This window comes from Streptomyces indicus (genome assembly GCF_900100315.1).
Lineage (GTDB): Bacteria > Actinomycetota > Actinomycetes > Streptomycetales > Streptomycetaceae > Streptomyces > Streptomyces indicus.
In genome coordinates this window covers 923,488-947,502 of the sequence record NZ_FNFF01000001.1, presented here as the reverse complement: position 1 = coordinate 947,502, position 24,015 = coordinate 923,488, and the positions used below count along the sequence as shown (strand labels likewise).

The 24,015-nt window shown below is 72.3% G+C and carries 23 protein-coding genes; 12 read left to right on the top strand and 11 right to left on the bottom strand.

Features of this window, described 5'->3' with window-relative positions; all coding sequences use genetic code 11:
• Window positions 1-115 precede the first annotated feature (115 nt).
• The 4 genes from BLT97_RS37745 (at window position 116) to BLT97_RS04195 (ending at window position 3,383) form a co-directional block, all read left to right on the top strand.
• Window positions 116-283 carry a hypothetical protein gene (locus tag BLT97_RS37745; RefSeq protein ID WP_176953635.1) on the top strand — a complete coding sequence of 56 codons (168 nt, stop codon included), beginning with the start codon at window positions 116-118 and terminating at the stop codon, window positions 281-283.
• A gap of 55 nt (window positions 284-338) precedes the next feature.
• Complete coding sequence (locus BLT97_RS04205; protein WP_176953673.1) at window positions 339-1,493, top strand: sensor histidine kinase; 1,155 nt, start codon at window positions 339-341, stop codon at window positions 1,491-1,493.
• Window positions 1,481-2,125: a LuxR C-terminal-related transcriptional regulator gene (locus BLT97_RS04200; RefSeq protein ID WP_093607250.1), complete on the top strand. Its 645-nt coding sequence runs from the start codon at window positions 1,481-1,483 to the stop codon at window positions 2,123-2,125. The genes BLT97_RS04205 and BLT97_RS04200 overlap by 13 nt, the downstream gene beginning before the upstream one ends.
• Before the next feature lie 271 nt (window positions 2,126-2,396).
• The gene (locus BLT97_RS04195) at window positions 2,397-3,383 is read left to right on the top strand and encodes an aldo/keto reductase (RefSeq protein ID WP_093607249.1); all 987 of its coding nucleotides are present in this window, start codon (window positions 2,397-2,399) and stop codon (window positions 3,381-3,383) included.
• A gap of 143 nt (window positions 3,384-3,526) precedes the next feature.
• On the opposite strand, the gene BLT97_RS04190 is transcribed toward BLT97_RS04195, so the two are convergent.
• Together BLT97_RS04190 and BLT97_RS04185 are read right to left on the bottom strand one after the other, a co-directional pair.
• On the bottom strand, window positions 3,527-6,064 hold the full coding sequence (locus tag BLT97_RS04190; protein WP_093607248.1) for an ABC transporter permease: 2,538 nt from the start codon (window positions 6,062-6,064) through the stop codon (window positions 3,527-3,529).
• Entirely contained in the window at window positions 6,061-6,873 is an 813-nt protein-coding gene (locus BLT97_RS04185) for an ABC transporter ATP-binding protein (protein ID WP_093607247.1), read from the bottom strand. The genes BLT97_RS04190 and BLT97_RS04185 overlap by 4 nt, the downstream gene beginning before the upstream one ends.
• Before the next feature lie 266 nt (window positions 6,874-7,139).
• Here BLT97_RS04185 and BLT97_RS04180 point away from each other — a divergent pair, with 266 nt between their 5' ends.
• Window positions 7,140-7,568, top strand: coding sequence for a hypothetical protein (locus BLT97_RS04180; protein ID WP_093607246.1), 429 nt, complete (start codon window positions 7,140-7,142; stop codon window positions 7,566-7,568).
• Between the two features lie 6 nt (window positions 7,569-7,574).
• On the opposite strand, the gene BLT97_RS04175 is transcribed toward BLT97_RS04180, so the two are convergent.
• Complete coding sequence (locus BLT97_RS04175) at window positions 7,575-8,402, bottom strand: helix-turn-helix domain-containing protein (protein WP_093607245.1); 828 nt, start codon at window positions 8,400-8,402, stop codon at window positions 7,575-7,577.
• A gap of 90 nt (window positions 8,403-8,492) precedes the next feature.
• Here BLT97_RS04175 and BLT97_RS04170 point away from each other — a divergent pair, with 90 nt between their 5' ends.
• The 5 genes from BLT97_RS04170 to BLT97_RS04150 all read left to right on the top strand — a co-directional run bounded on the left by BLT97_RS04170 (window position 8,493) and on the right by BLT97_RS04150 (window position 12,145).
• Window positions 8,493-8,798 (top strand): 4a-hydroxytetrahydrobiopterin dehydratase, encoded by a 306-nt coding sequence (locus BLT97_RS04170; RefSeq protein WP_093607244.1) that lies wholly within the window; start codon window positions 8,493-8,495, stop codon window positions 8,796-8,798.
• On the top strand, window positions 8,799-9,530 hold the full coding sequence (locus BLT97_RS04165) for a class I SAM-dependent methyltransferase (RefSeq protein WP_093607243.1): 732 nt from the start codon (window positions 8,799-8,801) through the stop codon (window positions 9,528-9,530).
• 119 nt (window positions 9,531-9,649) lie between these two features.
• Window positions 9,650-10,702, top strand: a complete 1,053-nt coding sequence (locus BLT97_RS04160) for a class I SAM-dependent methyltransferase (RefSeq protein WP_093607242.1) — start codon at window positions 9,650-9,652, stop codon at window positions 10,700-10,702.
• 205 nt (window positions 10,703-10,907) lie between these two features.
• Complete coding sequence (locus BLT97_RS04155) at window positions 10,908-11,534, top strand: ClpP family protease (protein ID WP_093607241.1); 627 nt, start codon at window positions 10,908-10,910, stop codon at window positions 11,532-11,534.
• 2 nt (window positions 11,535-11,536) lie between these two features.
• Window positions 11,537-12,145 carry a ClpP family protease gene (locus BLT97_RS04150; RefSeq protein ID WP_093607240.1) on the top strand — a complete coding sequence of 203 codons (609 nt, stop codon included), beginning with the start codon at window positions 11,537-11,539 and terminating at the stop codon, window positions 12,143-12,145.
• A gap of 48 nt (window positions 12,146-12,193) precedes the next feature.
• Here the strand turns inward: BLT97_RS04150 and BLT97_RS04145 are convergent, their stop codons facing one another.
• From BLT97_RS04145 to BLT97_RS04110, 8 genes are all read right to left on the bottom strand, one after another.
• The gene (locus tag BLT97_RS04145; protein ID WP_093607239.1) at window positions 12,194-12,667 is read right to left on the bottom strand and encodes a helix-turn-helix domain-containing protein; all 474 of its coding nucleotides are present in this window, start codon (window positions 12,665-12,667) and stop codon (window positions 12,194-12,196) included.
• A 145-nt stretch (window positions 12,668-12,812) separates the two neighbouring features.
• The gene (locus tag BLT97_RS04140) at window positions 12,813-13,646 is read right to left on the bottom strand and encodes an aldo/keto reductase (protein WP_093607238.1); all 834 of its coding nucleotides are present in this window, start codon (window positions 13,644-13,646) and stop codon (window positions 12,813-12,815) included.
• Window positions 13,647-13,861: 215 nt separating this feature from the next.
• A complete protein-coding gene (locus BLT97_RS04135; RefSeq protein WP_093607237.1) occupies window positions 13,862-14,635 on the bottom strand; it encodes an ABC transporter ATP-binding protein in 774 nt (257 codons plus the stop codon).
• Window positions 14,632-17,553: an ABC transporter permease subunit gene (locus BLT97_RS04130; RefSeq protein WP_245769119.1), complete on the bottom strand. Its 2,922-nt coding sequence runs from the start codon at window positions 17,551-17,553 to the stop codon at window positions 14,632-14,634. The genes BLT97_RS04135 and BLT97_RS04130 overlap by 4 nt, the downstream gene beginning before the upstream one ends.
• A gap of 12 nt (window positions 17,554-17,565) precedes the next feature.
• On the bottom strand, window positions 17,566-18,828 hold the full coding sequence (locus tag BLT97_RS04125; protein WP_093607236.1) for an ABC transporter substrate-binding protein: 1,263 nt from the start codon (window positions 18,826-18,828) through the stop codon (window positions 17,566-17,568).
• A gap of 142 nt (window positions 18,829-18,970) precedes the next feature.
• Window positions 18,971-20,797 carry an AMP-dependent synthetase/ligase gene (locus BLT97_RS04120; RefSeq protein WP_093607235.1) on the bottom strand — a complete coding sequence of 609 codons (1,827 nt, stop codon included), beginning with the start codon at window positions 20,795-20,797 and terminating at the stop codon, window positions 18,971-18,973.
• A 203-nt stretch (window positions 20,798-21,000) separates the two neighbouring features.
• Window positions 21,001-21,474 (bottom strand): hypothetical protein, encoded by a 474-nt coding sequence (locus tag BLT97_RS04115; protein WP_093607234.1) that lies wholly within the window; start codon window positions 21,472-21,474, stop codon window positions 21,001-21,003.
• Entirely contained in the window at window positions 21,471-21,959 is a 489-nt protein-coding gene (locus BLT97_RS04110; RefSeq protein ID WP_093607233.1) for a hypothetical protein, read from the bottom strand. The genes BLT97_RS04115 and BLT97_RS04110 overlap by 4 nt, the downstream gene beginning before the upstream one ends.
• A gap of 133 nt (window positions 21,960-22,092) precedes the next feature.
• Between BLT97_RS04110 and BLT97_RS04105 the strand changes: the two genes are divergently transcribed.
• Window positions 22,093-23,028 (top strand): ADP-ribosylglycohydrolase family protein, encoded by a 936-nt coding sequence (locus tag BLT97_RS04105; RefSeq protein WP_093607232.1) that lies wholly within the window; start codon window positions 22,093-22,095, stop codon window positions 23,026-23,028.
• Window positions 23,025-23,984, top strand: coding sequence for a helix-turn-helix transcriptional regulator (locus BLT97_RS04100; RefSeq protein WP_093607231.1), 960 nt, complete (start codon window positions 23,025-23,027; stop codon window positions 23,982-23,984). Before BLT97_RS04105 ends, BLT97_RS04100 begins: the two co-directional genes overlap by 4 nt.
• Window positions 23,985-24,015: the final 31 nt, after the last annotated feature.

The window sequence follows — 24,015 nt, the reverse complement described above, 5'->3', positions numbered from 1 at the left end:
ACGAGGGTGTAGCCCGCTCCACCCCGGATCCACCAGCGGGCACCGTCGTGGCGGCCGCTCCGCCCCAGGAAGGATGGGTCAGGCAAGCCACCGTTCCGAACCCCCGGAGTTCCTCATGAAGCCCCTGCTCTGGCTGGTGCTCGTCGCCGCCCTGGTCGTCAACGTCTCCAGCAGCTTCCTGTGGGAGGGCGCGACCCAGGTCGCCGTGTCGATCCCCACCGGCGTCGTCCTCCTCGCCTCCGCCGTGGGCCTGTGGCTGCTGCGCGACAAGCCGCAGGTCTGAGCGGCCCGGGCGGCCGACTAGCCTGATGACCATGGACGGAGCGGGGCGGACGAGCATGGACGCGGCAGTGGGGCGCGCCTGGCGCGCCACCCGGCACCTGCTCGTGGGCGCCGCGCTCAGCATCGCCTGCTACGTGATGCTCGGGCTCATCCTGCTCGGCCTTGCCGCCACGCTGCTCGTCGTCGGCGCCGGCCTGCTGCCCGAGACCGTGCAGACCGTGCGGCGCTTCGCCTCCTTCGAGCGGCGCCGGGTCGCGGCCCGTGCGGGCGAGGGCGTGCCCGAGGCGTATCTGCCGCTGACCGGTCCGCTGGCCGAGCGGCTGCGCCACGCCACCACGGACCCGGCCACCTACCGCGACCTGCGCTGGGTCCTCGCCCAGCTTCTGTACGGCCTGATCCTGAGCTACCTGGCCCTGATCCTCTGGGTGCCGGCGGTCCTCGTGGACGGCATCTGGTGCGGGGTGCTCGGGCGGCGGCCCGTCGTGCTGCCCGTCTTCGACGTGCTCGCCGATCTGTCCTGCTCCTGGTCGCGCGCGCTGCTCCAGCCGCCGCCCGGCGCCGACCTCGTCCAGCGCGTGGAACAGCTCACCGCCACGCGCGCGGGCGCCGTCGCCGCGCACGGGGCCGAGCTGCGCCGGATCGAGCGCGATCTGCACGACGGCGCCCAGGCCCGCCTCGTGGCCCTCTCCATGCGGATCGGGCTCGCCAAACGCGCCTACGAGCGCGACCCCGAAGCCGCGCGCAAACTCCTCGACGACGCCCAGGACCAGGCCGAGCAGGCCCTCGCCGAACTGCGGCACGTCGTGCGCGGCATCCATCCGCCCGTGCTCACCGACCGCGGCCTCGACGGCGCCGTGCGCGCCCTCGCCGCCTCCAGCGGGCTCTCCGTGGACGTGTCCGCGGACGGTGTGGCGGACGGGCCCCGCGCCCCTGCCGCCGTCGAGGCCGCCGCGTACTTCGTGGTCGCCGAGGCCCTCACCAACGCGGCCAAGCACAGCGGCGCCACCCGCGCGGAGGTCGAGCTGGCGCGCACCCCCATGAAGCTCCGCGTCCTCGTGCGCGACCACGGGTGCGGGGGAGCGGACGAGTCGGCCGGCAGCGGACTGCTCGGGGTGCGGCGCAGGGTCGCGGCCCTCGATGGCAGGGTGAGCCTGACCAGCCCCGTCGGAGGGCCGACCGAGATCGAAGTGGAGCTGCCGTGCGCGTGGTGATCGCCGAGGACAACGCCCTGTTGCGCGAGGGCCTCGTGCTGCTCCTGCAGTCGGCGGGCCACGAGGTCGCCGGCGTCGCCGCCACCGGCCCCGAGATCCTGCCGCTGCTCCTCCAGCACCGCCCCGACGTCGCGGTGCTGGACGTGCGGATGCCGCCCGGCTTCCGCGACGAAGGGCTGCGGGCGGCGCTCACGGCCCGCGAGTCGCTGCCCGACCTGCCCGTGCTCGTCCTCTCCCAGTACGTCGAGGAGACATACGCTGCCGAGTTGCTCGGCGGGGGTGCGCGCGGCGTGGGCTATCTGCTCAAGGACCGGGTCGGGCGCGTGGACGAGTTCCTCGACGCCCTTGAGCGGGTCGCGTCGGGCGGTACCGCGCTCGACCCCGAGGTGGTCACCGAGCTGCTCTCGCGCCGCCGCCAGGACTCGCCCCTGGAGTCCCTGACCCCGCGTGAACGCGAGGTCCTGCACCTGATGGCGGAGGGGCACGACAACGCGACCATCGCCAAGTCCCTGGTGATCACCGAGCGTTCGGTGCACAAGCACATCGGGAACGTGTTCGCGAAGCTGGAGCTGCCGCCGACGGACGGCGGACACCGGCGGGTGCGGGCGGTGCTCGCGTACCTCAACGCCTGAGACTGCACGGCTGCTTCGGCCGCCGCGCCCACCGGCCTGCGGCGACGGCCGGGGGTCGAGTCCGCCCCAGCGGCCCACGGGTCCCTAGTGTGCCTCGACCGCCCGCACGGCCGGCGGGCCGCTCGCGTGCCTCGACCGCTGAGGCCCCTCGCCCGCCTCGACGGCCGAGGCGCCGGCTTCGTTCGCGAACTCCCTTGCCTTCGCGTGCACTTCAACACGCAGACTCCTCGGCACAGGCACCGCACACCGCGGTCCACCGGGGAGGACACCCATGCGTTACCGCACCATCGGCAGCAGTCCGGCGACCCGCCGCGAGGTGAGCGTGCTCAGCCTCGGGGCCATGCTGTTCGGCACCCGTACCGACGAGGCCACCGCCTTCGCGCTCCTCGACCGGTTCGTCGAGGCGGGCGGCACCTTCATCGACACCTCCGACAACTACGCGTTCTGGGAGACCGGTTCGCAGGGCGGCGAGAGCGAGACCGTCCTCGGCAACTGGCGGCGCAGCCGCGGCATCGGCGACGAGATCGTCATCGCCACCAAGCTCGGCGCCCGGCCCCTGGCCCCCGGCACCAGCTACACCGACAACCCCGAAGGGCTGAGCGCCCGCACGATCCGAGAGTCCGCCGAGGCCAGCCGGGAACGGCTCGGCGTGGAGAAGCTGGATCTTCTTTACGCCCACATCGAGGATCCGAAGACCCCGCTCCAGGAGACCGTCGAAGGGTTCGCCGCCCTCGTCGAGGAGGGCACCGTCGGCCTGCTCGGGGTCAGCAACCACTGGGGCTGGAAGGTGGAGCGGGCCCGCGCTCTCGCGGCCGCCGCGGGACTGCCCGGCTACGAGGTGCTGCAGTACCACCACACGTATCTCCGCCGCCGCGCCGACATCCCCGGCCAGCTCTCGCAGGACGGCGACATCGGGGTCTTCACGGGGGAGCTCCAGAGCTACGTGCGGGCCCATCCCGAGCTGACCCTGGTCGCGTACAGCCCCCTCCTGGCCGGCGCCTACACCCGGGCCGACAAGCCCCTGGACTACCCGCTCGAACACGCCGGCACCACCGCACGCCGGGCCGTGCTCGACGAGGTGGCGAAGGAGACGGGCGCGACCGTCAACCAGGTCGTCCTGTCCTGGCTGATCGACAGCGACATCCCGACGATCCCGCTCGCGGGCGCGTCCTCGCTCGACCAGCTGAACGAGAACCTGGCCGCGGTCGATCTCGAACTCTCCGCGGACCAGCGGGCCCGGCTGGATGCCGCGCACTGAGCGGGGCAGGGCGCCGGGGAGTACGGGGCGCGGCACCCGGCGTCGCGTCGGTCGGCCGCGGGGGCGAACGGGGCCGAGCGACCGCCGGGACGCGGCGCCGGGCATCGCGAGGATGGCGATGCCCGGCGCGGTGCGGATGCGGCTCACCCGGAGGCTCTGCGCGTCGGCAGGAGCGTGCCCGCGAAGGCCGTCGCCGTGACGACCGCCGCGATGGCCGCGGCTTGGGCGAGGGGGAGATACGGGAGCGTACGGGCGGTCGCGAAGGCGAAGGCGAGCAGCGGTACCGCCGCCACCGCCGTCCCCACCACCAGGCCGGTCAGCGTCATCACGGCCGCCTCGGCGCGCAGCATCCCGCGGACCTGCCGCCGTCCGGCACCGACCCGGCGCAGCAGCCGCAGCCCGGGGCGGCGGCCCACCCCGATCAGGGTGAGGGTGCTCAGGACCGCGATCATCGTGAAGCCGCCGATGGCGGCGACGGCGATCCCGCCGAGCCGGTCGTTCAACGCCTGGTCGGGGAGGGTGAGGTGGACGGGCCGGGCCGCGGACACCTCGCGGTCCAGGGACCTGCTCAGGCGCTCGCGCACGGCCGGGACATCCGCACCCGGGGCCGTGGCCACGAGCACGTCGCCGCCGTACGGGGAGGTGACATGCCGGGCCAGTTCGGCGCGCGCGAACAGGAACTCGCCCACGGCCAGGCCGCGTTCATGCACCGCCACCACCTTCAGGGACCGCCGCACGCCGTCCCCGAACCGCACCGTGACCCGCGAACCGACGTGCAGATCCTGCGCCCGGGCGCGGTCGGCGCTCACCGAGACCGTGCCGGGACCCAAGCGCTCGAGCGAGCCCTCGACGGGCTGCGGATCCAGGGTCCGGGTGAGGCCCGCGGGTGTGACACCGAGCACGGGGAGCCGGTCGAGCCGGGGTGAGCCGGCCTCCTTGCCGGCCACGACCACCGTGCTGCGCAGGATCTCCGTGGCGGCCCCGACCCCGGGGATGCGCCGGACCTCGGCCACGTCGGCGCCCCCGGTCACCTGTAGCTCGGCCCGCAGCGCGGCCTTCGCCTGCCGCTCGCCGGCGTGCTGCATCGTGGTCCCCGCACCGAGCTGCACCACGACGAACGCCGTCACCAGCACGATCGGCGTGATCGCCGCACCGAAGCGGCTCGGGTGTGCGCCCAACTCGGCCGCCGCGAGCCTGCCTTGAGGCCCCCGCCGGCGCAGCACGCGCCGCACCGCCGCATGCGCACCGCGCGCGATCCACGGACCGAGCACCGCGCAGCCGATCACCATCGTGAGCGCCGCCGTACTGGCGGCCATCGCCGCCGCCGACCCGCTCTGTGTCACGGACACACCCGCCGAGCTCACGCCGAGGCCGAGCAGCACGACACCGGCGATACGACGCCCCTGTCCCGGATCCGCCGCCGCGCCCCGCGCCTCGCCGAGCGCCAGCGCCGGGCGGATCCGGGCGGCCCGTGCGCAGCCGAAGAACGCGGTCAGGCGTGCGGCACCGATCGTGAGACCGGCCGTCACGACGGGGGCCGCGAACAGCCAGGCAGGGGTGGGGAGTTCGAGCCCCGAGGGTAGCGCACCGCCGCCGCGCAGCAGGTGCAGAAGACCCAGGAACGCGGGCACGGACAGCAGCGCACCCGCCAGCGCCGGACGCACCGCCACGCGCAGCACCTCACGCCCGGCCGCGGCGCGCAGCTGGCGCGGTGCGGCGCCCACCGCACGCAACAGGGCCAGCTCGCCCGCGCGTTGCCGCAGGGCCTGGGCCACCAGGGAGGAGATCACCAGCAGTGCGATCAGGACGACGGAGGCGGCCACGGAGGCCAGCATCTCCAAGGCGCCGCTCCGCGCGGCGGGAGCGTCCAGATGCTCGGCCAGACCTCGCCCGTCACCGGTCAGGACGCGCAGCGGCCGCGCGTCGCCCTCGGCGCGCTCCGAAGCGCTGACATCACGGACACCGGCCTCGTCCAGTGCGGCACGCGCACGCTCGTACAACTCGCCTGCTCCGACGCCGGATTGGGGCAGCAGCCCGATCGCGTCGGCCTCCGCACCGCGGTCACCCGCGAGCGCGCGGACCTGCGCCCCGGTGAAGTAGACACTTTCCTCCCCCTCGGCGACACCGACGACCGTGTACGTACGGACGGTGCCGCCCGCCCGCAGTCGCACCTGGTCGCCCGGCGAGGTGCCGTCGCCCTGCCGCCCGGAGACGACGACCTCACCGGCCTTCGCGGGCGCGCGCCCTTCCAGCAGCCGGTACGGACCCAACTGGGCGGCCTGCCACGGCCGTCCGTCGAGCCGGTCACGGGCACCCGGAGCCGCGACCGGCACGACCGGCACGACCACATCGGGTACGGCCGCCCGTACCCCGTCCACCTTCCGCAGCACATCGAGGGCGGTCGCGGGCACCCGGACCCGCTCGGTGAGCGCCGCCGTCACGGTCTCGGGGTCCGAGCCCCACGGCTTGGCGGTGTACCGCGTGGTCTGATCGCCGGCCACCACGACCGGCGCCCCCGCGTAGCGCTCCACGCGCGCGTGCCCGAGCGCGGTCGCTCCGATCATGAGGGCGAACGTGCCGAGCAGCGTGGAGGTCAGCACCAGCGCGGCGACGACCGCGTACCAGGCCCGGCGGTGCGCTTGCCGCCCGCGGGCCGCAAGGAGAGAGGAGGCCTTGCTCACGACCGGCCTCCCACCACACCAGCCGCACGCGGCAGACCGGCCAACTCCCGCAGCACATCCCGCACATGAGCCGCATCCGGCTCGGGCAGGCGACCCGCGACCCGCCCCTGCTCCAGGAACACCGCCTCGTCCGCCCACTGCGCGGCGGAGGGATCGTGCGTCACCATCACCACGGTCCGGCGCTGCTCGTCCACGGCCGAACGCAGCAGCGCGAGCACGGTGTCCGCCGTGACCGGGTCGAGCGCGGCGGTCGGCTCGTCCGCGAACACCACGGCGGGCGCGGTCACCAGCGCACGCGCGATCGCCACCCGCTGCTGCTGACCGCCCGACAGCCGCGCGGGGGCGTCCCCGCCGCGGTCGGCCAGCCCCACCGCGGCCAGGGCGGCCCGCGCCCGCTCCTCCCGCTCCGCGTCCCCGGCCCCACCCGCAAGGAGCAGCGGCAGAGAAACGTTCTCGAGCACACTCAGCGAAGGCACCAGATTCAGCGCCTGGAACACGAACCCGACCCGGTCACGCCGAAGCCGTGTCAGCCCGGCCTCGTCCAGCCGCGCGAGATCCTGTCCGCCGATCCGCACGGTCCCCGACGTCGGCCGGTCGAGCCCGGCTGCGCACTGCAGCAAGGTGGACTTCCCCGACCCGGAACGACCCATGACGGCGACCAGCCGCCCGGCGGGAACTCGCAGCGTCACCTCGTCCAGCGCCCGCACACCCTTGCGGTACTCGCGACCCACCCCGTCCAGCTCCAGAGCGGCCACAGCCCGGCCCACCTCTGTCCCACCTGCCGGTACGCCCGTACGCCGCCTGAACATCCCGTCCGCCTTCCTGAGCCGAGCACTGACAGGAAAACGGTCGCAACCAGCCCCCGTCCCGGACGAGCCAGCAGACTCCCCACCTGGGGTGTAGCCCGCTCCACCCCGCATGGGCGCTCGCATTACCTCCGACGTAATCGACCACCCCACCCCCTGCCCGCCAAGGTGGACGCACCGGCCACCGAGGCCGCGCACTCGGTCTCGGCGGTCGGCCCCGTTCGCAGCGTCTGCCCGTACGTCCCCGTATCGCCTCGGAGGTTGATCTCATGTCCGCTTCGTCGATGGCCCCCCTCGCCGGTCCCCTGCGCACCCGTGAGCCCCGTGCCGCGCTGCGGCTTTTCCTCGGTCTGGACGCTGTGGTGACCGGGGCGAACGGGCTGGCCTATGTGCTCGCCAACGGGCCGCTCGGGCGTCTGCTCGGGGTCGGGTCCGGGCTGCTGCTCGCGCTCGGTGCCGGGCTCGTGGTGTTCGCGGCGGGGGTGGGGCTGCTCGCCGCGCGGCAGCGGCCGCCCGTGCTGCCCGTGCGCGCCGTGGTCGAGATCAACCTCGCGTGGGCGGTGATGAGTCTGGTCGCGCTCGTCGTGTGGTTCAGTCCCAGCACCGCGGGAACCGTGTGGATCCCGATGCAGGCCGTCACCGTGGCCGGGTTCGCGGCGCTCCAGTACACCGCGCTGCGCGCGATGACCAGGAGCTGAGGAAGGTCAAGGGAGCAGCGACTGAAGGTACTTGACCGTCGCCGGGTCGGCCGGGAGCAGCGTCTCGACGGCCAGCTCGGCGACGGTCACGTCCATGGGTGTGTTGAACGTCGAGATCGACGAGATGAAGGAGAGGGTGCGGCCGTCGTGGTCGAGCTGGAGCGGCAGGGCGACGTAGGCGACGGGGGAGTTGTCCACCGCGCTCTCACCCGGGTTCTCGACCGGGTACGCCGCCACCTCCTCGTACAGCTCGCGCAGCGCGTCCGAGCGGTGCAGGGCGATCTGCCGCTCCATCTGGTGCAGCAGATGGCCGCGCCACTCCGCGAGATTGCGGATCCTCGGGGCGAGGCCGCGGGGGTGGAGGGTCAGGCGCATGGCGTTCAGCGGCGCCGTGAGCACCTCCTCGCCCAGGCCGTCCATGAGCATCGCGATACCGCGGTTCGCGGCGACCACGTTGTACGTGGCGTCCACGATCAGGGCCGGATACGGCTCGTAACCCTGGAGGAGCTGTTCCAGGCCCTCGCGCAGCGTGCTCAGCTCGTCCAGCGGGGTCTCCGGGTAGTGCGGGGCGTAACCGGCCGCCAGGAACAGCGCGTTGCGCTCCCGTACGGGGATCTCCAGGTGGTCCGCGATGCGGAGCAGGAACTCCTCGCTCGGGCGGGACCGGCCCGTCTCCACGAAGCTGATGTGCCGGGCCGACGAGTCGGCCCGCAGGGCCAGTTCGAGCTGGCTGATGCGCCGCTGCTCGCGCCAGGCGCGCAGCAGCGGACCCGCGCCCTTCGCCGGGGCGGTCTGCTTGGTGCGGGCGGAGGCCGTACCGGCGGCAGGAGTCATGCGTACGACCGTAGAGCATCCGTTGTCGCAGGTGTATGGCAGGCTGAAGGTGGCCGGTCGCGAAACCGACGCGGATCTGAGGAGTACGTCATGGCTGTCGAACCGCTCTCGCAGAAGGACATCGAGGACCGCCTGCGCGAACTGCCCGGCTGGTCGCTGGCCGAGGACCGGCTCGAGCGCTCCTACCGCCTCGGCTCGCACTTCGCGGCCACCGCGATGGTGGTCCATATCGCCCAGGTCCAGGAGGAGTTGGACCACCACTCCGACCTCACGCTCGGCTACAACACGGTCGGCCTGTCCGTGCAGACGCACAGCGCGGGCGGCACCGTCACCGAGAAGGACTTCGAGCTCGCCGAGCGCGTGGAGGCGCTCGCGGCCGGACACGGAGCGAGCTGAGTGCTGGACTACACGGCCGAAGCGGCCGTCTACGACCGCACGCGCGGCGGTGTGCCGCGGGCCGAAGCGGCCGCCGCGGCGGTCCGTGAGCTGCTGCCGGCCGGGGCCCGCAGGCTCCTCGACGTGGCCTGCGGCACCGGGATCGTGACCGAACGGCTCACCGCGCCCGGGCTGCGGGTCGTGGGCGTGGACGCGGCCTTCGGGATGGCGGTACGGGCGGCCGGGCGACTGCCCGGATCGGTGGTGCTCGGGGACGGCGGACGCCTGCCGTTCGCCTCCCGTTCGTTCGACGCGGTCAGCGCGGTCTGGCTGCTGCATCTGCTGCCCGACGCCGAGCCCGTGATCGCTGAGTGCGCCCGGGTGCTGCGGGACGGCGGGGTCTTCGTGACCACGGTCGACAAGGACGCGGGGCACGACGTCGGCTCCGACATCGACGCGCTGTTCGCGGCGTATCGGCGCGGGCCTGCGGCGGACGAGGCAGGGCATGTCCTGGAGCTCGCCCGCAGACACGGGCTCGGTTTCGCGGGCGAGACCTGGTTCACCGGGCGGGGGCAGCGCCGGTCTCCCCGGACGGTCGCCGAGGCGCTGCGCGCCGGGCGCTACCGCACGCGGGTGGCGGCGCAAGGCCCCGAGCTCGAGGCGCTCGCACAGGCGGTCGAGGGCCTTCCGCGGCCGGACGAGGGGCGGGACGAGCCGCGCTTCCGGCTGGTGGCGCTGCGGGCCGGCGGCTGAGACGGGGCGTATGCCGGAACGGGCGTTTGCCGGAACCGCAAGAGAACTTGCCGTATCGCCCGAAAGCCCCTGAGGCTGGAAGCACCAGCAGACAGACGCTACGGGCGCGGGAGACGGACATGGCGACCACGGGACACGGCAGCGAAGGCCACGACCACGGCGAGGGCCGGCACGGGCAAGGCCACGGCGGGCACGGGCAGGGCGGCCACGGGCAGGGCGGCCACGGGCAGGGCGGCCACGCCGGGCACGGGCCGGGCGAAGGCCACCACGGGCACGAGGGCCACCAGCACCAGGGCGGCGCGGCCCACGGGCACGGCCACCACGAGAACAAGGACCTCGACTGGGGCGCGATGGCGGAGTACCTCGAACAGCGCGCCACCGTCTACGCCCCGCAGTACACCGGCATCATCGAGGACCTGAAGCACGACATCCTCGACCGCGCCCCCGCCCGCATCATCGACGCGGGCGCCGGCCCCGGCATCCTCACCTGCCGGCTCGCGGAGGCCTTCCCCGAGGCCGAGGCGTACGCCGTCGACGCGGCCCGCCCCCTGCTGGAGCGCGCGCAGGAACGCGCCAAGCGCCTGGGCCTGGACAGCCGGGTCCGCACGCATGAGGCCGAGCTCCCCGAAGGCCTCGACGGCATCGGGCCGGCGGACGTGATGTGGCTCGGCCAGTCCCTGCACCACATGGGCGACCAGCGTGCCGCCCTCGCCCGCCTCGCCGAGTCCCTGGCCCCCGGCGGCGTGCTCGTACTGCTCGAAGGCGGCCTGTCCGCGCGCTTCCTGCCGCGGGACTTCGGGTTCGGACGCCCGTTCCTGGAGAACCGCATGGAGGTCGTACGGGACAACTGGTTCAACGAGATGCGCGAGTCCCTGCACGGCACCAAGCGCGAGACCGAGGACTGGTCGGCCCTCCTGACCGCGGCGGGCCTGCGTCCCGCGGCCACCCGCAGCTACCTCATCGACCTGCCCGCCCCGCCCTCGCCCGAGGCCCGCGCCCACATCGTGGACATCCTCGGCCGCGGCCGCGAGATGCTCGGCGAGCACCTGGACGCGGAGGACCGCGCCGCCCTCGACCGGCTCCTCGACCCGGCGGACGAGCTGAGCGTGCACCGGCGCGACGACGTGTTCGTGCTCGGCGCCCAGACGGTGCACTTCGCCGTAAAGCCGTAAGGGCCGGTCTCAACAGCCTTGCGGGGTGCGGTCCGTTCGGCCCGCACCCCGCTTTCGCGCGCGCCGCGTCCCGCTTCCGCGCGGGGCCCTCCCGCAGTCGCTCTGCCCTCGGCGAATCTGCCCAGGGCCAAGATCCCTTACGGCGGCGCCCTCGTGCGCCGAAGGTGGAGTCGGAAGCTCGACCACCCCACCGTGAGGAGGAGCGATGATCCCGTACGCAGCCGAGGGCGACACCCCGCCGAGCCGCTACGACGACCACCTCGCCGCCCAACTGCTCAGCCAGCGCATCGTGTTCCTCGGCACCCAGGTCGACGAGGTGTCCGCGAACCGCATCTGCGCCCAGCTGCTGGTGCTCAGCGCCGAGGACCCGCGCACCGACATCAGCCTGTACATCAACAGCCCCGGCGGCTCCGTGCACGCCGGGCTCGCGATCTACGACACGATGCGCCTGATCCCCAACGACGTCTCCACGCTCGCGATGGGATTCGCCGCGAGCATGGGGCAGTTCCTGCTGAGCGTCGGCACCGTGGGCAAGCGCTACGCCCTGCCGAACGCGCGGATCATGATGCACCAGCCCTCCGCCGGCATCGGCGGCCAGACCGCGGACATCGCGATCCAGGCGGAGAACCTGGAGTTCATGAAGAAGTCCATCGAGCAGATCACGGCCGAACACACCGGCCAGAGCCCGGAGACGATCGCCCGCGACGGCGACCGCGACCGCTGGTTCACGGCCGAACAGGCCAAGGAGTACGGGATGGTCGACCACGTGCTGGCCTCCCTCGACGACGTGCGGCCGAAGAGCACGAAGCCGCGGATGGGACTGGGGGTCTGACGATGGGTCAGTACACGATTCCGAGCGTCATCGAGCGCACGGCGCAGGGCGAGCGGGTCTCGGACATCTACAGCCGGCTGCTCTCCGAGCGGGTCATCTTCCTCGGCACGGAGATCGACGACGGCGTGGCCAACGTCGTCATCGCGCAGCTGCTCCACCTGGAGTCCTCGGCACCCGACCGGGAGATCTCGATCTACCTCAACTCGCCCGGCGGATCGTTCACTTCACTCATGGCGATCTACGACACGATGTCGTACATCACCGCGCCGATCGCCACGTACTGCGTGGGCCAGGCGGCCTCCACGGCGGCCGTGCTGCTCGCGGGCGGCGACCCCGGCCGGCGGTTCGTGCTCGAGCACGCGCGCGTGCTGCTCGGGCAGCCGGCGGCGGGCGGCTCGCAGGGCACGGTCTCCGATCTCGCCCTGCAGGCCAAGGAGATGGTGCGGATCCGCAGCCAGGTCGAGGAGGTGCTCGCGCGGCACACGGACCACGACGTGGCGACGCTGCGGGCCGACATGGACCGCGACAAGGTGTTCACGGCCGAGGAGGCCGTGGCGTACGGCCTCGCGGACGAGGTCCTGAGCCGGCGGATGGTGAAGGCCGCGGCCTGAACCCGCCCTCGGGCGAGGGCGGGCCGGCCGCAGGGCGAAGGGGCGGGGTCAGGCCGCGAGCCGGACCTCGCCCCGGCCGAGCGTGGAGACGCTCGTGCCGGTCCGCGCGGGTGCCGCGGAGGTGAGCGAGGTGACGCTCGTGGCGGTGTGCGCGGAGACGCTCGTGGCGGCACGGGACGGGGCCGCGGAGGTGAGCGCGGTGACCTTCAGGATCTCGCCCTGCACCCGGCCGAGCAGCTCGGCGAGGCTGAGGCCGAGTGCGCGGGCCGCTGCGGCGAGCACCTCGGACGAAGCCTCCTTGCGGCCGCGCTCGACCTCGGACAGATACGGCATCGAGATCCGTGCCTCGTCCGCGACGTCCTTCAACGTCCGCTGCTGCGCGAGGCGTTCACGGCGCAGCACGTCTCCGACGAGGTCGCGCCAGAGCGGTTCCTTGGGCGGGGCGGCCGGGGGCGCGGGGCGCTGGCCGGGCCTCAGCTGGATGACACGGGCTTGGTCGGGCGCGTTCTCGTGGCTGCTCACCCCTCCAGCCTAGAAGCGGGGGAGCGGCCTGGCGTGCCGGAACGTTCTGCTGTCGGCAGAAGCCAGGTGCGCGGACGCCGCGAAAGGGGCGGGTACGGGACGCAACGTCCTGTACCGGCCCCTTTCGCGTTCCTGCCGGGAGAGATCAGGCCACGTCGAACACGGCCGGGTCCGGACCCAGGCGCTTGCCCTCGTCGAGCGCGGCGAGGGCACCGAGGTCCTCGGCGTCCAGCTCGAAGCCGAACACGTCGATGTTCTCGGCGATACGCGACGGAGTGACCGACTTCGGGATCACGACGTTGCCCAGCTGCAGGTGCCAGCGCAGCACGACCTGCGCCGGGGTGCGGCCGTGCTTCTGCGCGATCGCGACGATCGTCGGCACCTCCAGCAGGCCCTTGCCCTGGCCCAGCGGCGACCAGGCCTCGGTCGCGATGCCGTGCTTGGCGTGCAGCGCCCGCAGCTCGGCCTGCTGCAGCTGCGGGTGCAGCTCGATCTGGTTGATCACCGGCACGACGGAGGTCTCGCCGAGGAGGCGCTCCATGGTCTCGACCGTGAAGTTCGAGACGCCGATGGCCTTGGCGCGGCCGGACTCGTAGATCTTCTCGAAGGCCTTGTACGTGTCCACGTACAGGTCCTTCGACGGCAGCGGCCAGTGGATCAGGTACAGGTCGACGTAGTCGAGGCCGAGCTTGGCGAGCGAGGTGTCGAACGCCTTCAGGGTGGAGTCGTGGCCCTGCTCGGAGTTCCAGAGCTTGGTGGTGACGAAGAGCTCCTCGCGGGCGATGCCGGAGGCGGCGAGCGCCTTGCCGGTGCCCTCCTCGTTGCCGTAGATGGCGGCGGTGTCGATGCTGCGGTACCCGGCCTCCAGGGCAGTGGCGACGGCCTTGGTCGCCTCGTCGTCCGGCACCTGCCAGACACCGAAACCGAGCTGCGGCATCGCTACGCCGTTGTTGAGGGTGATGCTGGGGACCTTGCTCACGAGCTCTCGATCCTTACGTGGTGGGGTGGTACGCCTGACTCCAACAGGGAGCGGGCGTGATCCATTCCGTCGACAGTCGGTTTTGTTCACTTCCGACCCTAACTCCACACCGGGGTTGTCCGCGTCCCGTCAGGGCAGCTCGCGGTGCGCACAGGAAGGTGGCCGGTTCCCGGACGGGAACCGGCCACCCCCGTGGTTTCGCGGGTGCCCGCGAGTCAGGCCGCCGCCCCCAGGTACGCCTCCCGCACCTTCGGGTCGGCGCGGACCTCGGCCGCCGTGCCCTCCGCGAGGACCGAGCCCAGGTCGAGGACGACCACGCGGGCGCAGAGCTCCATGACGAAGGCCACGTTGTGCTCGACGAGGAGCACCGCACAGCCCTCCTCCTCCGCCAAGTGGCGGATCACCGCGGCCAGTTGGGCCCGCTCCTCGGCCGTCATTCCCGAGGCCGGCTCGTCCAGGAGCAGGACGCGGGGCGGGTCGGCCAGGGCGCGGGCCAGCTCGACCATGCGGGCCCGGCCCACCGGCAGGGCGCCCGCATAGTCCTCGGCCAGGTGGTCCAGGCCGCAGGAGCGGAGGACTTCCGCGGCCCGTGCGCGGCGGGCGCTCTCCCGGCTGCGGCGGGTGGGCGACGCGACGAGGTCGGCCGCGAGCCCGCCGCCCCCGCCGCGCCACTCCTGCGCCACGACCAGGTTGTCCGCCACGGTGAGCTGCCCGAAGAGCTGCTGCCGCTGGAACGTACGGCGCATCCCGTGCCGCGCCCGCCACACCGGGGAGCGCCGCGTGATGTCCGTGCCGTCGAGGAGCACGCGCCCCTCGTCCGGCCTGCGGATGCCGGAGACCACGTCGAACAGGGTGGTCTTGCCCGCCCCGTTCGGACCGATGAGTCCGCAGACCTCGCCGGGGGCGATGCCGAGGGAGACGTCGGTCAGGGCCTTGATGCCGCCGAAGCGCACGGCGACGTGCTCGGCTTGCAGCAGGTATCTGCTCATGGCCGGGCCACCTCCGTCGAGGGTGCGGATGGGTCGGTGCCGGTGCCGGTGCTGGTGTCGGTGCCGTTGTCGGCGTCTCCGGTGTCGGCTGCGGTGGGGGTCGGGGCGTCACCGGGCTGCGCAGGGCGCGGCACCGCGCCGTTCACCCCCGCCGAGCCGGCTTCCTGTTCTTCCGAACCCGCTCCTTCCGGACCCGGCCCTTCGGAGCCCGCGCCTTCGGAGTCCGGCCCTTCGGAGTCCGGGCCCTCGGAGCCCTTCGCCCCCGCAATCCCCAGATAGGCCTCCGTCAACCGGTCCGCCTGCACCTCCGAACGCGGACCGCACCAGGTCACCTTGCCCTGGGACAGATACGCCACGGTGTCCGCGACGCCGAGGATCTCCGCCGCCTTCTCCTCCACGAGCAGCAACGCCGTTCCCGCGTCCCGGAGTTCGGTCAGGAGCTGGAACACCTCGTCGACCACGCGCGGCGCGAGACCGAGCGAGGGCTCGTCGGCGATCAGCACCTTCGGCGGGTCCTGAAGGAGCGGGGCGAGCGCCAGCATCTGCTGCTCGCCGCCCGACAGTGAACCCGCCGTCACCTTGCGCCGCTCCGCCAGGCGCGGGAAGCGGGCGTAGACCGCCTCGCGCGCCGCCTTGTCCGGCAGGTGCAGCGCCAGGTTCTCCTCGATGGTGAGCGAGGGGAAGATGCCGCGGCCCTCGGGGGCGAGGACCACCCCGGCCCGGGCCCGGCGTACCGCACCGTGCCGCGTGGCGTCGTGCCCGGCCACGTACACCGTGCCGCCCTGCGCGGAGAGCAGCCCGGCCGCGACCTTGCAGGTGGTGGACTTCCCGGCACCGTTCGGGCCGAGCAGCGCGAGGATCTCGCCGGGGCGTACCGCGAGGTCGACCCCGGTGAGGACGGGCGCACCGTCGTATCCGGCCCGCACGCCCCGCAGTTGGAGCGCGGCGTCCGTCGCGGTGGGTGCGGGATCCGCCGGCCGCGCCCCGCCGTCCGGAGCCGGCGAGGACGCCGCCGCCTTGCGCCGGTGGCGCCGTACGGAAGCGGCTGCGGCGTACCCGTCCGGGTCGTTGGCGAGCGCGAGGCCGGCCAGACCGAACAGGATCACCGGCAGATGCGCGGACTCGGTGACGTAGTCCGACATCAGCGGCGGCATGACCGCGAACACCAGGCCGGCGACCACCGCGAACTGCGGCCTGCGCACACCCGCCGCGACCACCACCGCGAGCCAGATCAGACCCGTCATCGCGGTGAAGTCGGTGGCGGTGATACGGGTCTGATACGAGGCGTACATGACCCCGCCGAAGCCCGCGAGCCCGGCCGACAGGGTGAAGAGCATCAGCTTCGTACGGACCACGGACACGCCCGAGGCCATCGCGGCCGCCGGTGCCGAGCGCACCGCGAGCATCGCGCGCCCGGACGGCGAGTCGCGCAGGGCGCTGACCGCGGCCACGGCCGCCACCACCAGGACCACCATGGCCACGCCCATGGCGCGGTCGTCGGTGAGGTCGACGGGTCCGAAGACCGGTCGCGGGATCTCCCAGCCGGTGTCGCCGTTCCTCAACCAACCCATCTGGAAGAGGACTTGGTCGGCGAGGAACGCCAGCGCCAGCGTGGCGAGCGCGAGGGAGCGGCCGCCGAGCCGCAGCGCCGGCAGCGCGACCAGCGCACCGAGCACCGCCGCCACACAGGTGCCGACGAGCGCGGCGCCGATGAACGGCCAGCCGTGGCTCATCAGCAGGCCCGCCACCATCGCCGCGCCCGTCACGAAGGTCGCCTGTGCGAGCGAGACCATCGCCCCGAGCCCGGTCACCACGGTGAACGAGATGAACACCAGGGAGATCGCCAGGCCTTGGGCGAGGATGCCGCTCCAGAACGGAGTGGTCACGGTGTAGAACGCGAGCGCGAGCAGCACCGCCGCCACGGCCCACGGACCCCACTTGTGCGCCCAGGACTTGCCCGCCAGGTAGTCGATCGGCGGGGCGTCCACCGCGGCCGTCCCCGCCGTCCGCTGCCGCCGGGTGAGGATGAGCAGCCCGGCGAACAGGATCAGGAAGGGCACGGCGGTACGGAAGCCGGTGATGTCGTCGGCGAAGGAGGCGTACCCCGCGACCAGGTTCTGCAGCACACCGAGCCCGAGCCCGCCCGCGAACGCGAGCGGGATCGACATGAAGCGGCCCAGCACCGCGGCGGTCGCGGAGACGAACAGGAACAGCGTGAAGTCGTGCGAGGACAGGCCGAGCAGGGGAGTGGCGAGCACTCCCGCGAGCCCGGCGAGCCCCGAGGACAGCATCCACGCGAGCGAGGAGAGCCGGTCGGCGCTGATGCCGCGCAGCTCCACCAGCGAGCGGTTGTCCACCGAGGCGCGCAGCCTGAGGCCCAGCGGGGTGTGCCGCATGAGGATCCACAGGCCCACCGCCACCACGGCGGTCGCCACCCAGGTGATCAGCTGGTCGGAGTCGATCCCGACCCCGTCCATCAGCTGCCAGGACTCGGCCGGCGAAGGGCCGACGCCCGGCAGGCCGAACTGGTTCTCGGCGGGCTTCACCGAAGCGCCCGCCTCCTCAAGGAGTTCGACCACCCACAGGCCGAGCGCGGGCAGCGCGACGAGCAGACCGATCGTGGCGACGATCTGCGCCGTCTCGCCGACCCGTGCCAGCTTGCGGAACATCAGCCGGTCCAGCGCCCAGCCGAGCCCCGGCGCGATCACGAACACCAGCAGGAGCGCGGTCGGGATCGCCGGCCAGCCGAAGCCGGAGTGCAGCTCGTAGAAGCCGAGCGCACACAGGTAGGCGGTCGCGCCGTGGGCGAAGTTGAACAGTCCGGAGGCCGAATAGGACAGCACGAGTCCGGTCGCGAGCAGGGCGTACAGGGCGCCCGAGACCAGACCGCTCAGCACGAAGCCAAGAAGGTCAGCCATGCCCGTGACCCCTTACTTGAACGGGATCGGTTCGTAGCACTTGAAGGGCGACGACACCTCGTACTTTCCGTTCTTCAGTTGTACGAGCGCACCGCAGCCGAACGCTTCCTTCTGGCCCTTGGGCAGCGCGCGGTCGCCGACCATCGTGCCGGTGTCGGAGTAGGTCGACGCGGCCTTCTGGAAGGACTCGACGGTCAGGTCCTTGCCGGCCTTCTCGGCGATGGCGAGGAAGAAGTCGGCGGACATGTACCCGGTCAACATGTGCATGTTGAGCGGCACGTCCTTGCCCGCGGCCTTCTTGATGTCCTCCTTGAACTGCTGCATCTGCGCGCTGTCCGACTCGAACGGCTCGAAGGAGAGCAGCACATGGACCCCGTCGAGGGCCTGCGCGGTGGTCTTCTTGGCGAGCAGCCCCGGGTCGTAGTCGGTCGGGTCGGTGAGCAGCCCCTTGAAGCCGGAGCGCTTGAGCGCGGTGAACAGGCCGATGTTGTACGGGGTCTGCATCACGGAGACGACCGCGTCGGGCGCCTTGCCGCCGTTGGAGCGCAGGATCTCCTTGGTGTAGGCGGACCAGTCGTTCGGCGTGGAGGTCGCGGGCACGGAGGCCTTGGCGTACGCGACCTTGAAACCGGCCGCAGCGAAGCCCTGCTGGTAGGTGCGGATGCCGAACTTGCCGGCGTCGTTGTCGTTGGCGAGGATCGCCACGGATTTGCCCTTCGCGCCGCCGAGCACATGCGCGAGGCCCTCGGGCCAGGACTGCGTGATGGTGCCGCCGGGCATCGGGACGAGGCAGCCGTTGAAGCCGTAGATGTGCGGGTTGGAGCAGAACTGCGGGATGGTGCCCCAGCCGAAGGTGGGCACCTTCTGCTGCTCGAGGAAGTCGGCGCCGGAGAAGGTCACCGAACTCATCGGCGAGACCGCGAACACCTTCTCCTGCTGGACGAGTTTGCGGGCCGCGGCGAGGTTCTTGCCCGGGTCCTGGCCGTCGTCCTCGGCCCCGATGTAGTCGATCTTGCGGCCGTTGATCCCGCCCTCCGCGTTCGCGCGGTCGTAGCGGGCCTTGGCGCCGAGGTCGGTGTCCTTCTTGCTGTAGCCGCTCGCGGTGGTCATGGAGACGATGCCGCCGACCTTGATGGAGTCGTCGGTCACTCCCCGTACCGTCGCACCCTTGCCCGGATCGCCCGAGCTGCCGGACGAGTTGGAAGCCGAATTACACGCAGTAGCGAGCAGCAGCGCTGCAGACGCTGCTGCGATGGCGCGGAACGATCGCAACACAGCCCTGTCCCTCCGTCGAAGTCTCCGCATTCTGTGGGGGACCTGACGAGTCGTCAATAAGTGACGCATCGCCAATTGATGACCCGTCAGAAATGGTGGGGACGTACAGACATGGCCCGGTCAAGCCCGGTCCTGAGCTGGGTCAGCTGGTGTAGAGCGCCTCGACCTCGGCGGAGTAGGCCTGCTCGATGGCCTTGCGCTTGAGCTTCAGGGACGGCGTGAGCAGTCCGTGCTCCTCGGTGAACTGGTGCGCCAGTATGCGGAACGTACGAATGGATTCGGCCTGCGAGACAAGGGTGTTGGCGGCCACGACGGCGCGCCGCACCTCCATCTCCAGGTCCGGGTCGCGCACCAGGTCCTCGGGGGCGGGGGTGGCCTTGCCGCGCATGCTGAGCCAGTGCTCCACGGCGTCGGAGTCCAGGGTGACGAGCGCGGCGATGTACGGCCGGTCGTTGCCGACCACGATGCACTGGGCCACCAGCGGGTGGTCGCGCACCCGCTCCTCGAGCTGGGTGGGCGAGACGGACTTGCCGCCGGAGGTCACCAGGATCTCCTTCTTGCGCCCGGTGATCGTCAGGAAGCCGTCCTCGTCGAGCGCGCCGATGTCGCCCGTCGCGAGCCAGCCGTCGTGCAGCACCGCGTCGGTGGCCTTGGGGTCGCCGAGGTAGCCCTGGAACACATGCGCGCCGTGCAGCCAGACCTCGCCGTCCTCGGCGATGTGCACGGTCGTGCCGGGCAGCGGCTGCCCCACCGTGCCGAAGCGGGTGCGCTCCGGCGGGTTGGCGGTGGCGGCGGCGGTGGACTCGGTGAGTCCGTAGCCCTCGTAGATGTGCACGCCCGCGCCCGCGAAGAACAGACCCAGCTTGCGGTCCATGCCCGAGCCGCCCGACATCGCGTGCCGCACCCGGCCGCCCATGGCCTCGCGGAGCTTGGCGTACACGAGCTTGTCGAAGAGGCCGTGCTGCATCCGCAGCGCGGCCGAGGGCCCGGGGCCGAGCCCGAACGCCTTCTGCTCCTGCGCCTCCGCGTACTTCACCGCGCAGTCGGCCGCCTTGTCGAACGGGCCCGCCCTGCCGCCGAGTTCGGCCTTGCGGCGGGCCGCGTGGAAGATCTTCTCGAAGATGTACGGCACGGCGAGGAAGAACGTCGGCCGGAACGCGGCGAGGTCGGGCAGCAGCGCCGCCGCGCTCAGGTCGGGCTGATGGCCGAACCGCACCTTGCCGCGCACCGCGGCCACCTGCACCATCCGCCCGAAGACGTGGGCGAGCGGCAGGAAGAGCAGGGTGGAGGGCTCGTCGCCGGGCTTGGTGTGGAACACCGGCTCCCAGCGGCGGACGATGGTGTCGCACTGGAACATGAAGTTGGCGTGCGTGATCACACAGCCCTTGGGGCGGCCCGTGGTGCCGGAGGTGTAGATCACGGTCGCGACCGAGTCCGGCGTGACCGCCCGGCGGTGGCGGTGCACCGTCTCGTCCTCGATGTGCGCCCCCGCCGCGGTGAGTTCGCCGACCGCGCCGGCGTCCAGCTGCCACAGGCGCTCGAGGGCGGGCAGCCGGTCGATCACCGAGCCGATGGTCATCGCGTGGTCCTCGTGCTCCACGACGCAGGAGGAGACCTGCGCGTCGTGCAGCATCCAGAAGACCTGCTCGGCCGAGGAGGTGGGGTAGATCGGCACCACCTGGGCGCCGATGGTCCACAGCGCGAAGTCGAAGAGCGTCCACTCGTAGCGCGTACGGGACATCAGGGCGACCCGGTCGCCGAACCGCACGCCCTGCGCGAGCAGCCCCTTGGCGAGGGCGAGCACCTCGGCGCAGAACTCGGCCGAGGTGACATCCGTCCACTGCCCGTCGACCTTGCGGCCGAGGGCGATGTGCAGCGGGTCCTCCTGGGCATGGTCGAACACCACGTCCGCCAGGCCGCCCACCGCAGGCGCCGAGGACGCCAGGGGAGGTGAGGTGAACTCGCGCAAGTGGAATCTCCTTGTGGCTCCTTGATGCGCGGTGAACGTACCCCACGGCGAGCCCGGGCGGGAGGGGGCGTTCCGGCCCGGGACGTGGTCGATACGTACAGGTCAGCACCTTAAATGGGGCCACAAGGTAGGAGGGTGGGACTAATTACTGACCCGTCGGTAAGTTTCGGTGGCGTAATCTCCACCGAATTTGTACGACGCGGTCACCGGGCCGCCGTGCCCTCCTTCGCGAACTCCATGATCCAGTTGGTGACCCAGGTCCGTCCCTCGTCCACCGAGAAGGCCTGCTCCCAGCGCGCGGTCGTCGCGGAGATCCCCGACCACACGAAGCGGACCTTCACCGGCTTGCCCTCGTGGCTGTCGTCCCCGAAGAACTGCCCGGTGCCGTCCGCGCCGAACCGCCCCGTCACGGGCGGGTAGAGCTTCCCCGACCGGCTGTCCGCCCAGTACAGCGACCACTGACCGGTCTCCCGGTCGTAGAGCCGCAGCGTGAGCCCCGCGTAGTCGGGCATCGTGATCTCGTCGAAGTGCGCGGCGCCCCCGAAGTGCGTGCCGCCCTCGGTCACGGAGTCGAACTCCCGCCACCCGGCGGCCTCCGGATCGAGGAAGTCCAGCGCCTTGCGATGCCGCACCCGCCACCGCCCGGTGAGGAAGTCGAAGTCGTACGCGCTGCTCATGCGGGGTCTCCGAACGGTCCGGTGGTGCCTTCGGGCAGGGAGTCGGCGAGATAGCCGTCGAGGTCGGGCGCATCGGGCGCGAGCATGTGCCGTACCCAGGCGTTGCGTTCATGCGTGATCGGCGTGATCTCCCAGACACACCCGATCCAGGGCAGATCCGGCCGGACGAAGTGCGCCGGATCGCGGTCGGGACACCCGAGCACGGGCTGCCCCGCGGCCGCACCGCCGAAGTGCAGCACGTTGTCCCACACCCAGCTGTACGCGTTGAGATACGCCCCGTCGTCCCCGCCCCGGTGCAGCACGACGAAGGTCGCGGGCGGTGTGCCGTCGGCTTCGGGCAGCAGCTCGGGCAGGATCGCGTACGCCGCCTTCTCCACCTCCGGCGCGATGCCCGCCGGATCGGCACTGACGTGGTAGCGCTTGATGTGCCGGCCGCCCACGGTCAGGGGCGGCGGCGTCCACAGGTACTTCTCGGTGAAAGCCATGGGTGGACGGTAGGAGGGCTTCACTGACATCTTCTGTCAGTGAAAATCCCGGTTCTCGCCCGAGGGCGGCGGGCTTGCTGAACGTCCGGGAAAATAAGGGGCGTTCACAGGGAGCCCTCGGCATGATCCCCGTATGACCCCCTCCCTCACGCCTGCCCCGAACCGATCCGCCGCGCGCCGCAGTCTCGAAGGCCTCGCCCTCGGGGACGCGTTCGGGGAGCGGTGGTTCCCCTTGTTCCGCACGCCGAGTGAGGCGTACGAGCAGATACAGGCCCGGCAGATGCCGGCGGAGCCCGAGTGGCACTTCACCGACGACACGGTGATGGCGCTCGGCATCCAGCGGGTGCTCGACGAGTACGGCGAGATCCGCCAGGGCCCGCTCGCTCTCTCCTTCGCGCTGCTCTACGACATGGACCGGGGTCGCGGATACGGCTACGGCATGCACCAGTTGCTGCCGCGCCTGCTCCAGGAGTCCGGCCGCTGGGAGGACTTGGCGGCGGAGCTCTTCGACGGTCAGGGCAGTCTCGGCAACGGGGCGGCGATGCGTGTGGCGCCCCTGGGTGCCTGGTTCTCACACGATCTGCAACGGGCCGCCGACCAGGCCGTCTTGTCGGCCGAGGTGACGCACCGGCATCGGATCGGCGTCGCGGGCGCCGTGGCGGTCGCGGTGGCCTCGGCCCTGTCCGCACGCGGCGAGCTCGACCTGCGCGAGGTCGCGGACCGTACCCCCGACGGCCCGGTGCGCGAGGGGCTGCACCGAGCCGCGGAGGTCCCGTCCGACACCGCGCCCTGGCGGGCCTCGGACCTCCTCGGCAACGGCCAGCGCGTGCGCGCCGACGACACGGTTCCCTTCGCGCTCTGGTCCGCCGCCCGCCACCCCGACGACCTGGTCTCCGCCCTGTGGAGCACGGCCGAGGGCCTGGGCGACGTGGACACCACCTGCGCCATCACCGGCGGGGTGGTGGGCGCTCGCACCGGTCTCGACGGGGTGCCGGAGGAATGGCTGCGGCGCAGGGAGCCGGTCCCGGGCGGCCGGCCGTCGGCGCCGGATGACATTCTCGGTCGGTGAAGTCCAGCCGGCTCGTCTCCATCCTCCTGCTGTTGCAGAGCCGCGGCCGGATGACGGCCGCGCAGCTCGCCGGTGAGCTGGAGGTGTCGGTGCGGACCGTGTACCGGGACGTCGAGGCGCTGGCCGCGGCCGGCGTTCCGCTGTACGGGGATGCCGGGCACGCCGGCGGGTACCGGCTGCTCGACGGGTGGCGGACCCGGCTGACCGGGATGACCACCGGCGAGGCGGAGGCGCTCTTCCTGGCCGCGGTGCCGGGGGCTGCCGCCGAGCTCGGGCTCGGGTCGCTGCTCGCCGCGGCCCAGCACAAGGTCGAGGCGGCGCTGCCGCCCGAACTGCGCGCCCACAGCGCCCGGATCAAGTCCCGCTTCCACCTGGACGCCCACGGCTGGTACGCGGACGCCGACGAGGTTCCGTATCTGACCGATGTCGCGCACGCCGTGTGGAACCGCAGGGTGCTGCGGGTGCGCTACCGGCGCTGGAAGGAGCCCACCGAGGTCGACCGGCGCCTGGAACCGTACGGACTCGTCCTGAAGGCGGGCCGCTGGTACGTGGTGAGCGGGCCGCGGCCCGTGACGTACCGCGTGGACCAGATGCTCCGACTGGACGTGACGGACGAGGAGTTCGAGGCGCCGGAGGAGTTCGATCTCGCGGGCTACTGGCGGCGCTATCAGGAGGATTTCCAGGACCGGCTGCACTCCGGTACCGCCCTGGTGCGGGTCACCGACGCGGGGGCGGCCCGCCTCACCGGGAGGCAGGCCGCGGCCTGTGCGCAGAACGGGCGGCCGGACGGCGAGGGGTGGACACGCACCGAACTGCCGGTCGAGTCCACGGCGTTCGCGGTGGGCGAGTTCCTGCGGCTCGGGGCAGAGGTGGAGGTGCTCGGGCCGCCCGAGCTGCGGGCGGAAATGGCGCGGGTGGTAAGGGAGTTGGGGGTGCGGTACGGCGACTGCGGGTAGGTCGGGCGCGCGGCTCCCTGCGGGGGAGGCT